Raw genomic sequence first — 15,676 nt, forward strand, 5'->3', positions numbered from 1 at the left:
GGCCCACGATCCAGACAAGACCACCTTCGTCGGCGCSGCTGRTTCSTTCCTSGACATCTTCTGCGTCGACTATGCCGCGCAGCAAGAGGACGAGGTCAACCAGGAGGCCCTGCCCCAGCCCGAAGGCGATGCGGGCGGGGCGGACAAGCCGCGTGCGCAAGGCAAGTTCGCCCTGGTCATGGGCAAACTTGGCAGCAGCTTCGGTGCCGCGGAGCGCGCCGGACTGAAGCGCGCAGCGCGGTGGGGCGGTATCCTGGCCGCGGCGGTCGTGGCGCTGCTGCTATTCCTGTATTTCCGCGGCGCGCCCGAGCGCGAGATGACGGACTTGATGGCTAGCGGCGACTATACCCGCGCGGCGGCGGTGGCCGATGCGTACCTCAAACGGCACCCGGACAAGGTACGGTTCCAGGCGATGGGCACGGAAGCGTTGTTGCGGGCGGAGGTGCCGGCATGGATCGGCAAGCTGCAGGCGCGCGATTTCAACGGTGCGGACGCGGCGCTGGCGCGTATGAAGATACTCGGCGCGCACAACGCGGACGCACTCGGGTTGCTCGAAGAACTTGCCTGGATCGGACGGCTGAACCGTTTCGTGGCCGGCCGCGGCGGCGTGGACGCGCCTATCCGCATGTATGCCGATGAGGCCAGCATCCGCGCCTTGCTCAAACACTGGAACGAGGACACGCCGGCGCACCAGCGCGCACTCGACCGCATCGCCGCTTACGTGCCGCAGTTCAAGGAGCCCTATGCCGATGCGCTCAGCTACTTGCGCAAGCTGCAAAGCGATGATTCTGTCTACCTGGCGGCCATCGACCGCCTGAACGCATCGCTCGCCACCGGCCTGGCAAGCGATCACCCCGAAGCCCTGCAGGCCGTGCTGGCCGATTACGCCGAGAAATATCCAAGGCTCGCCGGCATGGATCGCCTGAAGGACGATCTGAAGCAATACCTGGAACTGGACAGCGCGGCGCGCGCGATGAAACTGGGCCCGCTGATGGCGCAAATGGCCAAGGCCCGCTTCTCCTCGCCGCCCTTCCAGGCCCGCTTCGGCGTTCTGGCGGCCAGCCGACTGCCGACGCCGGAACTGGTGCGGCAATACGGCGAGGTGGACAAGGCGTGGCGTGYGGGAGACAGCGACAAGGCCTTCGCGGGGCTGCAACAGATAAAGACAGGGCCATGGGCCGAGGCCGCGGCCAGGGATCTCGCGCGCAAGCAGGCCGTCGCCACGCAGTTCGCCGAATTGAAGAAGGCGCGCGGGGGCAAGGGCTACGAGGAGTCCTTGCTGTCGTTCTACGCCATGCTCGATCCCGCTGAGGACACCTACTTCCTCAAGGCAATCGAACCCGATGTGGCAGCGATACACGATGCGGCTACCAGGCGCGCGCAGGAACTGATGAACGGTGCGCTGGCATCGTGGCGGCAGTATCGCCGCGACGGGGCGATCGGCGGCGAGCAGCGGCTGGAATCCGAAATCTCCGGAAAATTCCGCACGCAGGCGCGCCTGTTGTCCAATGCCAGCGCACAAGCGCGGCAAGGCATGCGCATCTACACGCAACTGAAGGTCGGCGATACGGCGCAGTGGAGTCAACTCCAGGAGGATATCAATTCGGAAACGGAGTTGCAGCGGCGTTCGCTGCAGGAACTGCGCATGGTGTTGAATCCGGCCTTGCTCAAGGCCAAGCTTGCATTGATAGGGGGGGAGGGCGATGAGGGACGATAGCCGGGACAATCGCCTTAAGCCGCTGTCAGAGGCACTTGAGGATCACAGCGCGGAAGGCATCGCGATCCTGAGCGCGGAGCCTTGGAAGATGATGCAGATCTCCGTGCTGGTCATGGTGGCGCTGGTTGTTTGCGCGCTGGTGTGGTCGTTCGTCGGGCACGCCGATGTGATCGTGTCCGCGGACGGTACCCTGGCGCCCGAATCGGAAGTGCGGCGGTTCTATGCGCCGGTTGACGGCGAGCTCGCGGATCTCTATGTGGCCGAAGGCCAGCCGGTGTCCAAGGACGACGTGCTGGCGCGGCTGAATGCGCGCGGCGCGATCGAGGCCGCCACCAATGCGCTGGAGGCGCAGCTCAAGCTGCAGGATTCCGAACGCGAGTGGAAGCAGTTTCCCGACAGGAAGCTGCTGATGGAGCGCAAGGCGGCGGCGTTGAAGCAGCAGATCGATGTGGCGGAACGGCTGCATGAGAACCGCACGGCAGAAGGCACCACCCGGCTCGCGGAACAGCAACGGGCGCAATTGCAGCAGGCGCGCAGCAACCTCGACAGCGCGCGCCGTACCCGCGAATTCGCCCGGCAGGAGCAGGACAGGTATGCGCGTCTGTTCGCACTGCCCGGCGGCGGCGGCGTTTCGCAGTCGCAGGTGGAGTCCAAGCGGATCGCTGCGGTCGAAGCGGAGAACGCGCTGCAGATTGCCCAGTCGCGGCTGGCCGAACTGGATTCCAAACTGAGCCAGGAGTTCAACCAGGCCACGGTGCAACTGGAAGGCAGCAGCCAGGAACTGACCAACCTGCGTATCCAGTACGACGCCGCGCTGCGCGAGATCGCCAATACGGAAGACAAGCTGCGCCTGCAGGTCCAGACCGCGCGGCTGGTGGCCGAGGCGGCGGCGCGCATCCGCTTCGAGAATATCGACAAGGACAACTTCCTGCTGATACTGGCCCCGGTGGCCGGTGTGATCACGGATGTCACCTCCACGCAGCGCGGCGACAAGGTCCAGGCCAATACGCCATTGGGTGGCATTGCCCCCAAGGACGCGCGTCCGGTGCTCAAGATCGTCATTGCCGAACGCGACCGCGCCTTCCTGCGCGAGGGCCTGCCCGTCAAGCTGAAGTTCAACGCCTTCCCCTACCAGCGCTACGGCCTGATCAACGGCACGCTGGAATACATCTCGCCGGCGACCAAGCTGGCCGGCCCGAACAAGCAGCCGATGTACGAGGGGCGCGTCAGGTTGGCGCAAGACTATTACTCGGTGGCCGATAGCAAGTATCCGCTGCGCTACGGCATGACAGCCACGGCGGAGATCGTGGTGCGCGAGCGGCGGCTGATCGACCTCGGGCTGGATCCGTTCCGGCAGGTTGCCGGATGAAAGGGTGCGCATCGGCCCGCATCCACGGGCAGACGGTGCGTGGCGTGTGGCAAGAATCAAGGAGCTGACGAGATGACAGCGATTGTGCGGGTCGACGACGAAGTCATCGGCGTCGAGGAGTTCATCCGGGTCCTGAAGCTCACGGGACAATTCGAAGCGCTGATCGAGCAGATCGTCAGGGACAAGCTGACGGTGCATGCGGCGAAGAAGCAGGGCCTCACCGTGTCGCCGGAGGAGATCCAGGAACGCGCCGACCAGTTCCGGCGCGTGCAGGGCCTGCACCGCGCGACGGAAATGAACCATTACCTCGATGTGCTCGGCGTCAGCCTCGACGAGTTCGAGGCGTTTATTACCGATAGCCTTTACCAGGAGAAGATGCTGGCCGAGGTAGCCAACGAAAAAGCCGTCGACGCATACTTCAAGCTGCATTCTCCGAAGTTCGACAGCATCGAGGTCAGCCATATCGTGGTAGACGCCGAAGGCAAGGCCAAGGAACTGATCTCCTACCTGCAGGACGACCCCGACAGCTTTGCCGAGATGGCGCGCGAGCATTCCCTGGCAGATACGAAGGAGCAAGGTGGCGCAATTGGCAAGGTACTGCGCGGATCGCTGAAGACCGACATTGAAGCCAAGGTGTTCAATGCCGCCACCGGCGACCTGCTTGGCCCCTTTCCCTCCCACGACCGCGCCTTCTTCGAGATATTCATGGTGAGCGCCAAGCATCCCGCGGTGCTGGATGCGGAAGTGGCGGCGGAGGTGCGCCGGCTCCTGCGTGAGGACTGGCTGATGGCCAGGGCGCAGGAACACGTCATCGAAGCGCGCTAACCGCGAAGGCCGAGAAGCATATGGAAGCCAGCCCCGAACTGCAGCCGCTCGCCGATTTCCTGTCGGGCGTGGAAATACTCTCGCCGTTCTCGCGCGAGGAGATGGAGCGGCTGGCGGAGCACGCGCAATCGCTTTCCTTTGGCTTCGGCGAGACGATCTGCAATGCCGGCGATCCGGCCGACGGGCTCTTCGTCATCAAGGCGGGCTCGGTGCGTATCTTCAACGAGGAAAATGGCAAGGAGGTCAGCCTCGGCGTGCGCAAGGCACGCGAGGTCTTTGCCGATATCGCCATGCTGCGGGAATACCGGCACGAATCCTCGGTGCGGTCTTCCGGCAAGACCGAGCTGCTGTTTATCCCGCGCAGCGTGACCGAGCCCATGATCGCGCAGAATCCGGCGGCGATGGCTTTTGTCGCCAGCTATGTCGCGATCAGTTCGRCCGGCGGCTTCGTCGCGCGCCTGTTCGACCTGCGCGGAAAGCTCGATAAGAGCGAACTCGAAGAGGCCGTGCGCAGCGTGGGCGTCAAGCGCGTGTCCGAGGGCAAGGAGATCCTGAAGCAGGACTCCAGGGAGGACCGCCGCCTGTACGTGGTGCGCCAGGGCGAGGTGCGCATCGTGCGCAATGAGGATGGCATCGAGTATCCGCTGGCGACCCTGCGCCAGGGCGACATCTTTGGCGAGCGTGCCTGCGTGATGCGTCAGGAGCAGATCGCCTCTGCCATCGCCGGCACGGATGTCAGGCTGCTGGTCATCCCGGAAAAGACCGTGCAGCTGATCCTGGAACGCAACCCGAAGTTGCGTGAAGTGCTGGAAGAACGCATTCGCTTTATCGACCGGGAACTGCACCGGCAAAAGAAACTGGCAGAGCGGCGCAAGCATCCGGTCATGCTCGACTTGCGCTCGAAGCCGGAGTTCGGCGAGCGGGTGATCCGCCGTTTTGCGCTGGTGGAGCAGGCCGAGGAGATGGATTGCGGCGCTGCTTGCCTGGCAATGATCTGCCGCCATCATGGCATTGCCATGACGCTGGGCAAACTGCGCGAGCTCGCCAATGTGACCACGCAGGGCGCCACGCTGGACAGCCTGGCCCGCGCCGGCGAATCGCTCGGCTTTACCACGCGGGGGGTACAGTGCACGCATGATTCCCTGCTGGGCTTCGAGTTGCCGTTCATCATCCACTGGGAGGGCTATCACTACGTGGTGGTCTACGGCGTATCGAAACGCTGGGTATGGGTGGCCGACCCGGCCCTCGGTTTTCGCAAGATGGCCGTCGAAGAGTTCGAGCGCGGGTGGAGCGGTACCTGCCTGCTCTTCACCGCCGGCGAAAGCATGGCGCAACTGGCGGTGGCGCGCTCGCCCTGGCTGCGTTTCATCGGCTACCTGGCGCCATATAAACGGATTCTTGCGCACCTGTTCCTGGCGACCTTTGTGATCCAGGTGCTCGGGGTGGTGCCGCCCCTGATCATCCAGAACATCCTGGATGGCGTAGTGGTACACCAGAACGTCGGACTGCTGAACCTGCTGATCCTGGGGCTGATCATCTCCAATGTCTTCTCGCAGTTCATGAGCACGGTGCGGGCATACCTGGCCAATTTCATGGTGCGCAATATGGACTTCGCCATGATGTCGCACTTCTTCAAGCACACCTTGTCGCTGCCGTTCTCCTTCTTCGCCAAACGCAAGACGGGCGATATCTTTGCCCGCTTTCAGGAGAACCAGACCATCCGCGCCTTCCTGACCGAGTCGACGGTGACGACGGCACTCAACCTGCTGATGGTGTTCATCTACTTCACCATCATGTTTCTCTACAACGTCAAGATGACGCTGGTGCTGATCGCGTTCGTGATTCCCATCGCCGCCCTGACGGTCGTGGCCACGCCCAAGGTCAAAGCGTACGCGCGCGAGGTGTTCAACACCTCGACCGAGGCCAGGTCCTACCTGATGGAGACGCTGGGCGGCGTGGAGACGGTCAAGGGCATGGGCATCGAGCGGCCCGTGCGGCTGAAGTGGGAGAAGAAGTACGCCAAGGCGCTGGAATTGCAATACAAGGCGCAGGCCTTCCACATCCTGGTGGGGCTGGCCAGCCAGCTGCTCAATGCCGCAACTACCATCGCCGTGCTTTGGGTGGGCGCCAACCTCGTGCTGCAGCGTGAACTGACGGTCGGCCAGCTCATTGCCTTCAATGCCTTCATGGGGAGCGTACTGGCGCCATTGATGGGCCTGGTGGCGCTGTGGGGCCAGCTCAACGATGCGGGCGTCGCGATGGAGCGGCTGGGCGATGTGCTGGACCTGGAGCCGGAGCAGAAGCCCGAAGACCTGCCTTCGCGCGTGATGCTCCCGGACCTGCAGGGCGAGATCAATCTGGAAGGCATCTATTTCCGCTACGGCGGCGCGGAGACGCCTTATGTACTGGAGAACATCAGCTTCAGCATCAAGCCTGGCGAGTTGCTGGCCATCGTTGGGCGCAGCGGATCGGGCAAGACCACGCTGGCCAAGATGCTGGTGGGTTTCTATGTGCCGACCGACGGCAAGCTGACCGTGGATGGCTACGATATCGGCGTGATCGACAAGGAGTATTACCGCGCGCAGATCGGCTATGTAATGCAGAGCAACCTGCTGTTCTCGGGCACCATCGCCGAGAACATCGCCTGCGGCGACGACAGCCCGGACCGCCGCCATATCGAGGAAGTCGCCAAGATGGCCGATGCCCATGCCTTCATCAGCAAGCTGCCGCTCGGGTATGAACAGGTGGTGGGGGAACGCGGCGTGGGCCTGTCCGGTGGGCAGATCCAGCGGCTCTGCATTGCGCGCGCGCTCTATCACGATCCTCGCCTGCTGGTTTTCGATGAGGCGACTTCGGCGCTGGATACACAGTCGGAGAGCAACATCCTTGGCAATATGCAGGAGATCCTGCATGGCCGCACGGCCGTGATCATCGCGCACCGCCTGAGCACCATCATGCGCGCGGACAAGATCCTGGTGCTGTACGAGGGCGCCATCGTTGAGCAGGGCCGGCATGAGGAACTGCTGGAGCGCAAGGGCATGTACTACCAGTTGGTGCAAAAGCAGCTGAGCGCGGCTTGAGCGCGCGCACGCGCCGGGACATCCATGGCGCAATGCAACGCAGGGGGAGCGCGATATGAAGTTGTTCAACCAGGGCGGATCGGTCGGGTCCGCCATCTCCTATGCCGGGCTGATCGAGAAGATCGAGATCCTGCGCTCCACGTTGCGCTGGGCTTCCAAGCTCGAACGCACGGAGATCGAGAAGCTGCTCAAGCAAGCCACCACGCTGCGCGACGAGGTGATGCAATTGTCGCACAAGGAGCGCTTTGTGCAGGCGGCGGTGGCCGAGCCCGTTCCGGCGGATCTCGCGCCGCGGGAGCGCCGGCAGGCGCTGCTCGAGCGCAGCTTTATCTTCGAGGGCACGTTCGGCGACAATCCAAAGCTGCTGGAAGCGCTGGAAATTGCCGAGAAGGCCGCGCCGACCGATCTGCCGGTGCTGATCGATGGCGAGAGCGGTACCGGCAAGGAGCTGATGGCCAAGGTGATCCATGCCAACGGATCGAGGACGGACAAGCCCTATATCTCGGTGAACTGCGGGGCGATTCCGGAGAACCTGATCGAGTCCGAGCTGTTCGGCCACAAGAAGGGTGCCTTCACTGGCGCGGCCAACGATCGCCGGGGCAAGTTCGAGAGCGCGCATACGGGGACCATTTTCCTCGACGAGATCGGCGAGCTGCCGCTGACCGGGCAGGTCAAGTTGCTGCGCGTGCTGGAGTCGCATGAGATCCAGCGGGTTGGCTCCGACGAGACCATTTCAGTCGATGCGCGTATCGTGGCGGCAACCAACCGGGACCTGCGGCGCCTGAGCGAGGAGGGCAAGTTCCGCGAAGACCTGTTCTACCGGCTCAGCGTGATTCACGTCACGCTGCCGCCGCTGCGCGAGCGCCGTGACGAGATCGCCTTGCTGGTGGCGTATTTCGGCGACGAGTCCGCCGGCGCCTTGAAGCGCCGCCCCATCAAGCTGACGCCGCGCCTGCGCGACTTCCTGATGAACTACGCCTATCCGGGCAATATCCGCGAGCTGCGCAACCTGATGTACCGGATCTCGTGCCTTGCCGGCGATACCGCCGATCTCGAGCATCTTCCGCAGGATCTCCGGCCCAAGCCATCGGCCCCGGCGCTGGTCGCAAACGGCTCCGTGCCGGTGGTGGTGGATGCGTCGACGGCTACCTCGCTCAGTGAAGCCAAGCGGGCCGCCAGCGATGAAGCCGAGCGCGCCTTCCTCGAACGCGGCTTGCAGGAGGTGGGCGGCACCGTGGCGGAGCTGGCCAGGCGTTTCGACATGAATCGCTCGCACCTGCAGATGCTGCTGAAGAAGCACGGCATCCATTCGAAGGATTTCCGTAATCAGGCAGCGGCGCAGGGCGGCAAGGCGCGATAAAGGGCTTTTCGTCCGCCAGGCTTCGCGCCGTCGCAGCCATTACAGCGCGGGGTTCACCATGGTCTTGTCGGAGCCGTAGAGATCTTCCGCTCGCGCCACCACGGCCGTGATGTTGTCGTGGCCGCCGCGGCCCAGCGCCGCGGCCAGCAACGCCTGGGCTGCCAGTTCGCAATCGCCGCATGCCAGTACGCTGGCGATCTCCGGATCCCGCAGTTCGTTGCTGAGCCCGTCGCTGCAGAGCAGGAAGATATCGGCGTCCGCTACCTCCACCCAGGCCTGGTCCAGTTCAAGCGTGGTGTTCGCGCCCACGGCGCGGGTGATGGTGTTATGGGCCGGATGATGAATGGCTTCTTCCGCCGTGATCAGGCCGCGGGCCTTGAGTTCCTCCACGCGGCTGTGGTCGCGGGTGAGCTGCGTCAGGTGCGCGTCCCGGTACAGGTAGATGCGGCTGTCGCCTGCCCACAGGCAGCCGCAGAAGCGCTCGCAGGCCATCAGCACCACCACTGTGCTGCCAATGCGCCGCACCTGCCGGCGCGCCGCCTCCGCCAACAGTTCGCGATTGACTTCCTGCAAGGCCGCGCGCGCATCGTCGAGCAAGCTCTCCAGGCTGGGCGGCACGCCCAGGCGGGCCAGCGTCTCCACGACCAGGTTGCTGGCATAGTCGCCAACCGCATGGCCGCCCATGCCGTCGGCAACGACCCACAGTCCTCGGTCCGGTTGCGCGAGGCAGGCGTCCTCATTACGCTCCCGTACCAGGCCGACATCGGAACGAGCGGCTGAAGTCCAGCGGAATTGCGATGCACAGGTCACGATCCTCTCCGGTGTGCGGACGAGCAGGGCACTATCGCGCCAAGCCGTTACCGGGACAGGCAACGGCTTGGCGGGCGGTGCGTGGCCGGACTGTGCGTGCTGCTGCGCGAACTGCGCGCTGCCGGGTTACATCCGTCCGTCGTTCCTTGCCCCTTGTCCCGCTTGTACATTGATGTTCGCGCCGGGCGCCGAATTGCGAACGTCAATGTTCTGAAACTGGTTAACCATCTGATCAGCATAGAAGTTGTTGTTGATCTCGTAAAAGTTGACGATCGGCAGAGTGCTTGCACGGGGCGGCGTATAGGGCTGGATCCAGCCGAATACCCAGGGAGCACCGCCGCCGCGGATGGCCGCCATTGCCTGGCCATCCAGTGTGCGGTTGGTAAAGAGGTCTTTGATGGTGAGCGCCGCCATGATGGGTCTCCGGTGCTTGGGATGGGTAGGGACTGTGTTCCGGTCCGTGGCTTGTCGCCATGCTTCTATAGAGCAAAGCGCGTGCCAGTGCCATGCCCGCCGCCTGGCGGGGGATGCAACTGCTTGATTTCGCTCGTTTTTTTGCCCGATCGGGCGGAATTCCGGCGCAGCGTGGGCGCTACGCCTCATGCCGGAGCGTTGGCGCCTCGCCAACATTCCCACACCTTGTGGTGGTCGCGAACCACCGCTTTGGCCGTGGCCCGGCCGCCTGTCCTGCCATCGTGAAGGCAGGACAGGGCAGCGATTCGCCGCTCGCCCCTTCACTCCCGCATCGGCAATGTCCCTGTCGTTATCGATGAGGGGCCGGCGGCATGCGGTCCGCCCGAGGAGCGACAAAAGCCCTTATGCCGGTTTGATTGCATGGCACCAACACATTGGGCAACACGCTGTTGGTTTCCCTACGACGCTTTTTCCCTTCCCGGTACGCTGCATCACCCGCAATCCCTCGCCGTAGCTGGGGCCACGTTGGTTGGCACGGTTGATGCGGATGCAATGGCAACGAAGCAGGCAATGCCTGCGGCAAGCAAACAGATCAGAGGCAGCCATGAACCACCAGAACCAACTCCAGGAAAAGGCCATCGATGCTGAGCCGCCCATGGGCGCGCACCTTGTCACGCTGCGCCGCGGCTATGCCCACCACGGTATCTACATTGGCGAAGGCAAAGTGGTTCACTATGCCGGTTTCGCCGGGTCGCTCCACCGTGGCCCGGTGGAAGAAACCACGCTCGAAGCCTTCGCCGCCGGCTATCCGATCACCGTGAAGGCCAACCCCTGCGCCAGGTACGTCGGCCTCGAAGCCGTCGCGCGCGCCCGCTCCCGTCTCGGGGAAGACAACTACCGGTTGCTCACCAACAACTGCGAGCACTTCTGCACATGGTGCCTGCATGGCGAAGGCCGCAGCGAACAAGTGGAAGCCTGCCTGCAGCATCCGTCGACAGCCGTGCAAACCGTCGTCACCCTGTTCAGGACATTTTTCGAAGCCGAATGGAAGGGCGCGTACTTCGGTGCCCGCGCTTAATCACGACAAGCCAAGGAGACCGACATGCAAACCGCCAAGATATCCCTGCGCGGCCTGATCGACAAATGGCTAGGTTCCAGTCGGGCAGCACCCGCTCGCATCACGCGCGTGCGTAGCTCGCGAGCTGGCCGAAGTGGCTGCGTCCGAGTGGACGTGGCGCGGCCCTCCGGCCAATTGTCGATGTTCTTCTTTCGTCACGATGACGGGTGCTGGTGCGTGTTTCCGCCGGCGCTCAGAATGGGTTGAGGCCCGAGATTGCGCGAAAAGCCGGGCATTCGCATGTGCCTCAGGCGGGCCTGTTGCTTGCTCTATCCGCGCAAAGGTCACACGTAAGCATTTGTTCGCAGGCTGGACGCCCGATCGCGCGCACCAATAACATCGTCCGGATTTTTCACGGCGGGTAGGGTGCATGCCAGGCCCGAATTCCTGACCACCGGCTGCGATCGCCGGACGAACCCCTCGGACTGATGCTAGCGAATCACTCGACGATGCCCGGAAAGGCTCACTTTCCCAAGACACTTCTGGTACTGGCCTGCGCCACTCTGGCGCTGTCCGCTTGCGGCGGTGGAGAGGGTGGCGGCAGTGGCGCCAGTGCGGCGGCGCCCGCCGGTGCCGCCAACAATGCGGCGAATGCCGGTGCCGGCGCCGCTATCGCTGTTGCCAGCACCAGCCAGGCAGTGCCCGCTACTGCCGTAACCGCGTGCTTTACCGTGACCGGCAACGCCGCGCCCGCTACCAGCACTTCTGCCGTGAGCGTTCTGCCCGTGCGCGGCGCCGCAGCCGTCACCAACTACCGCGTGCTGGGCGAACCCAAGGCCGCAGGCCTGTGCTATGCCAATTTCCGCCGCGTGCAAGTCGGGCTTCCGGCGTTGGAGGCGCAGGACGCGATTGGTGTCGCGGCGCAGAACCACAGCAACTACATGCTGTGGAACAAGACGCTCGGCCACGATGAGAATTCCGCCGCGCGCGGCTTCACCGGCACTTCCCCGAATGTCCGCGTGCAAGCGCTGTACCCAACTGGCGCAACGGCCGAAGTCGTTGGAGGCGCCACAAAGTGGAGCTCGGATCCCAACGCTGTGCTAACCCTGTCATCCAATGACGCGCTGGTGTCCGACCTGTTCGATGCGCCGCTCCATCGCGCCACTTTGCTGGGCAGCTACAAGTCCGCGGGTGCGGGCTATGCCGAAGAGAAAGGCACGGGCTCGGGGGGCGCCACCGCATCGTTCTATCAAACCGTCGACCTGGCCGATGCCACCATGCCTGGCACCAGCACCCAGATGGTGGCGTATCCCTACGCAGGCCAGGCCGACGTGCCGACCAACTGGGTGAACAACGAAAGCCCCAATCCCGCGCCCGGCTACCAGAACCAGACGCTCGGCTACCCCATCACGCTGCAAGCCATCGATCGCAGCCAGACATTCAATGCCGATACCTTCGTGCTGACCGATGCGCAAGGCAACAATATCAATTGCCTGAAGGTAGATGCACGTAGCGCCGGTCTCTCGGGCGCGGCGGCCGGTGCTGCCGTCTGTACGCCTCTCGCGCCGCTTGCCGCTGCGAGCAAATACAACGTGACGGTCAGTGGCCAACTGGCAGGCAAGCCGCTTAACCTGAACTGGTCGTTCACCACAAAGTAAATGCGCCCGACCCTGTTCGCGCGGGGACGTGTCCATCTATGATGGGTTCATGTCCCGCGTCGAGGAGTGGCACCATGGAACGACAGTTCGAATATGGCGGCTATGCCGTGGTGGCCCGCGCGGTACCGTCGGCCGACGGGGGCTTTACGGCAACGGTCGTCATTGCTGACACATTCGGCGAAGCCCCGCAGCCCTCGTTCGAGGAAGAGGCCGGTGTGGCGCTGACCCAGGAAGCCGCTATCGCCCTGGCCGAAGCCGCTGCAATGCGAGCCATTGACGCGGGGCAGGTGAATTAGCCGGGAAGACGACGATCACGTGACCTTGCAAACCGCGTTCAGGCGGATCCGGGCGGTCTAACCTATACTCTCGTCCTTTCGCTCGCGCCGCGTGATGTGCCTGCGCGCTAAGTGCAACATTGGGTTTGACGGTGCAAAAGTGCGCAAATTGGCATATTGCGGCAAAGATGAGCGGAAGCAGGACATAGTCGGAACATCCGTAGATCTAGCATTCAAGCCGCTTTTCCAATGAATTCAACCCCGCGTCGTATCTCGGTTGCCCCGATGATGGATTGGACGGATCGTCACTGCCGTATGTTTCACCGGCAGTTGAGCCGCCATACCTGGCTGTACACGGAGATGGTGACCACAGGTGCGCTGCTGCATGGTGACGTAGCTCGCCACCTGGACTTCAACGCGACCGAGCAGCCTGTTGCGCTGCAACTTGGGGGCAGCGAGCCCGCCGCTCTCGCCGCAGCGGCGAAGCTGGGCGAGCAGTGGGGCTATGTCGAAGTCAATCTCAACTGCGGATGCCCTTCCGAGCGCGTCCAGAGGGGCGCATTCGGCGCGTGCCTGATGGCGGAGCCCGAATTGGTGGCGGATTGCGTGAAGGCGATGCGCGACGCAGTATCGATTCCGGTGACCGTCAAGCATCGTATTGGTATTGACACGATCGAGCACTACGATTTTGTCCGCGACTTCGTCGGTAGCGTGGCCGATGCGGGGTGCCAGACCTTTATCGTGCATGCGCGTAATGCGATCCTGAAAGGGTTGAGCCCAAAGGAGAATCGCGAGATCCCGCCACTGCGCTATGAAGTCGCTTACCAACTCAAGCAGGAGTTCCCGCAACTGGAAATTCTGATTAATGGCGGCATCGTCACGCATGACGAGATGGACGAGCATTTGGCGCATGTGGACGGCGTCATGATCGGGCGCGAGGCTTACCACCAGCCGTATGTACTGGCAGAGATGGATACCCGTTTCTATGGTGCACAGACGCCCGTGCCGCCACGACTGGAGGTTGAACTGGCAATGCAGCGCTACATCGGCGATTTGGTCGAACAGGGCGGCTATATGGGAGCGGTTACGCGTCATATGCTGGGCTTGCATCGGGGTATCCACGGTGGCCGTGGCTGGCGGCGGGTCTTGTCGGATGCTCGCCGCATGCATGCAGCTAAGAGGGGCTGCTACGCGCACTTGACCGCCGCAACGGACAGATTTCCCGCCATGGCAAAGGGATTCCCCTAATTAGTCAAGCGGCCGCAACTTCTTACACTGTGCCTGCCCTCGAATACAGGGTTTTCTTCAACTGATTGTTAAGCCCGCCTTGTGCGGGCTTTTTTTTACCATGGCTGCGACGTGGGGTTGCATGCCGCCCTGCGTACAAGAGCCTGATTTTGTAGATTTGCTTCCGTTTACCCGGATAGTACGAATGGCAAATGACAGATAGATTACCGAGGCCTTCAGGGCAATTGAGATCGCTAATTTAAGAGCCCGCGCAGCGGGCTCTTTTTTTTGTCTGTCCGCGCGTCGCACTATTTCTCACTGGTGCGTGAGATGCCGACGTCAACGATGCCGTAGGCGGTAATGCCTGATTCCCGGCCTTCGTTGCTCTGGCTGGCGCATCCGCCCAGAATTGCCAGCAGCGCGCAGCTTGTCAGTAGTCCCCAGAAGGTTTTCTTCATGCTCTCTTCCAATATGGCCGTGGAACCGGCGCTCACTATTGGGTGCCTGGCATCAGTTTTGGTTCCTCTGCAGCCTGTTGCCGCAGCCGGCAGGGCGAGGAGTAAGGCGCGTGGAGAAGCCGGTGGGGGAGGGTGACGCGCAGGCTGGAAGCAGGGTGGGCCTGACACGGTAGGGCGCCTCGCTCAACCTACGACAAATCTGTGCAGCAGCAATGCGGCAATGGCAKGGCATGCCAGGACCAGGCCACCCAGAGCCGGGAATCGCTGTGACCACATACCGATCAGGGCTGGGATCGCGGCCACTGAGCCAAGGATGTGTATCAGCAAGGACAACAGGGTGTCGGGCTGGCCACCACTAGCGGCTTGCGGCAATTCGCTGCCACCAGGCTGGCCGAAGAGTCCATATGCGCTGYCGAGCAACAGCACGACGAGGCAGAGCGTGGCAACCAGCTTAAGGGTGAGTTTGGCGCTTGAGGTCCGCATCGTCGTTCTTTCCACTTGGATTGAAAGCGCCCTCGCCTGGTGGAAGGGCGCATGGGCACATGTCCAGGATGTCGTGAAAATAGCGCAAACTGCACCTAATCCAACTGAGATTTTTCTAAGTCAGAATTAAGTCAAGGTGTGGCGCGTGGTGGTGCGTATGGCTGCGGTGGGGTGGGGCGCTGCGCGTTCTACGCGCTTTGTTCGCACTCCACTGTGCCCTAGCATGGAGGTGTCACGATTGCATTGCATCGGCACGAGGAGATCGGCATGGGACAGTGTGCCACGGATGTAGATTGTCCTGCGGAGGGACGTGCCGCCGCGGGCTTGGTCATAGGCGTGCTCGTGCTTGGCGCCATATTGGTGGTTGGCTGCGTCTGCTGTTCTCGATGCAAAATTCGCGTAGATCGCGCATAGCGACTCGGGTGAGCCCATCCGCGGGAGCATGGTATGTGTGTCAGACATTCTTGCTTAACACAGTCGGGCAAGGTGCGGGTATGAGGCCGCGAAGCAGACGATTTTGGGTGTCCCGGCAGATCGCACCATCAATCCTCGGTGCGCTGCGCTGCTGCAAGACAGGGACGCGGGATAGTCGGCCCGGGTCATGGAGGCGATGCTCAAAATGCGTAAGTTAGACATCGCCGTGTTGAGGCGGGCGTACGAGCAGGGCTAAGTCAACCGCGCCATATCGGAAGGGCGGGTAATGATTGCATGTCGACCGCGCGTGGCATTGCACTAGTGGAAGCTGCCTGTGGCCAAGGTGGCTCATGAGTATCTTATTTGTTGCTGCAGGGTTCATTTCAGAAAACGCTTGCCATGGCCGAGGGGCTCCCTTAAGATTCGCCCCCTCGCAACACAACTACCGCGCTGCAAAGCAGGCGGGACAAGGGTTGCGGGGTTGGCAGGGTGGTTGGCGGCGCGAAAGGCGCGGCGAACTGAAGTAAAA

The 15,676-nt window shown here is 62.8% G+C and carries 11 protein-coding genes and 1 pseudogene; 9 read left to right on the top strand and 3 right to left on the bottom strand.

The annotated features are described in order from the left end of the window. The 5 genes and pseudogenes from AC1DKD_RS30380 to AC1DKD_RS30400 all read left to right on the top strand — a co-directional run. A pseudogene (locus AC1DKD_RS30380) lies at positions 1-1,717 on the top strand (FHA domain-containing protein); the annotation flags it as partial. Further along, positions 1,704-3,086 (top strand): beta-barrel domain-containing protein, encoded by a 1,383-nt coding sequence (locus AC1DKD_RS30385; protein ID WP_441635823.1) that lies wholly within the window; start codon positions 1,704-1,706, stop codon positions 3,084-3,086. The pseudogene AC1DKD_RS30380 and the gene AC1DKD_RS30385, both read left to right, overlap by 14 nt. 72 nt (positions 3,087-3,158) lie before the next feature. Then, complete coding sequence (locus AC1DKD_RS30390; RefSeq protein WP_276286977.1) at positions 3,159-3,911, top strand: peptidylprolyl isomerase; 753 nt, start codon at positions 3,159-3,161, stop codon at positions 3,909-3,911. A gap of 20 nt (positions 3,912-3,931) precedes the next feature. Then, positions 3,932-6,991: an ABC transporter transmembrane domain-containing protein gene (locus AC1DKD_RS30395; RefSeq protein WP_477144081.1), complete on the top strand. Its 3,060-nt coding sequence runs from the start codon at positions 3,932-3,934 to the stop codon at positions 6,989-6,991. 55 nt (positions 6,992-7,046) lie between these two features. Further along, the gene (locus AC1DKD_RS30400; protein WP_441635827.1) at positions 7,047-8,351 is read left to right on the top strand and encodes a sigma-54 interaction domain-containing protein; all 1,305 of its coding nucleotides are present in this window, start codon (positions 7,047-7,049) and stop codon (positions 8,349-8,351) included. A gap of 39 nt (positions 8,352-8,390) precedes the next feature. Here the strand turns inward: AC1DKD_RS30400 and AC1DKD_RS30405 are convergent, their stop codons facing one another. Continuing rightward, on the bottom strand, positions 8,391-9,161 hold the full coding sequence (locus tag AC1DKD_RS30405; protein ID WP_441635829.1) for a PP2C family protein-serine/threonine phosphatase: 771 nt from the start codon (positions 9,159-9,161) through the stop codon (positions 8,391-8,393). Between the two features lie 126 nt (positions 9,162-9,287). After that, complete coding sequence (locus AC1DKD_RS30410) at positions 9,288-9,575, bottom strand: hypothetical protein (RefSeq protein WP_276286973.1); 288 nt, start codon at positions 9,573-9,575, stop codon at positions 9,288-9,290. Positions 9,576-10,179: 604 nt separating this feature from the next. Between AC1DKD_RS30410 and AC1DKD_RS30415 the strand changes: the two genes are divergently transcribed. The 4 genes from AC1DKD_RS30415 (at position 10,180) to dusA (ending at position 13,813) form a co-directional block, all read left to right on the top strand. Continuing rightward, positions 10,180-10,653, top strand: coding sequence for a lecithin retinol acyltransferase family protein (locus AC1DKD_RS30415; RefSeq protein ID WP_441635831.1), 474 nt, complete (start codon positions 10,180-10,182; stop codon positions 10,651-10,653). 467 nt (positions 10,654-11,120) lie between these two features. After that, positions 11,121-12,290, top strand: a complete 1,170-nt coding sequence (locus AC1DKD_RS30420) for a CAP domain-containing protein (protein WP_441635833.1) — start codon at positions 11,121-11,123, stop codon at positions 12,288-12,290. A 74-nt stretch (positions 12,291-12,364) separates the two neighbouring features. Then, positions 12,365-12,586, top strand: a complete 222-nt coding sequence (locus AC1DKD_RS30425; protein WP_276286970.1) for a hypothetical protein — start codon at positions 12,365-12,367, stop codon at positions 12,584-12,586. Positions 12,587-12,814: 228 nt separating this feature from the next. Beyond that, positions 12,815-13,813, top strand: a complete 999-nt coding sequence (dusA, locus tag AC1DKD_RS30430; RefSeq protein ID WP_477144082.1) for a tRNA dihydrouridine(20/20a) synthase DusA — start codon at positions 12,815-12,817, stop codon at positions 13,811-13,813. Between the two features lie 287 nt (positions 13,814-14,100). On the opposite strand, the gene AC1DKD_RS30435 is transcribed toward dusA, so the two are convergent. Further along, entirely contained in the window at positions 14,101-14,250 is a 150-nt protein-coding gene (locus tag AC1DKD_RS30435; protein WP_441635837.1) for a hypothetical protein, read from the bottom strand. Positions 14,251-15,676: the final 1,426 nt, after the last annotated feature.

It is taken from the genome of Cupriavidus sp. 05T313, assembly GCF_056396665.1.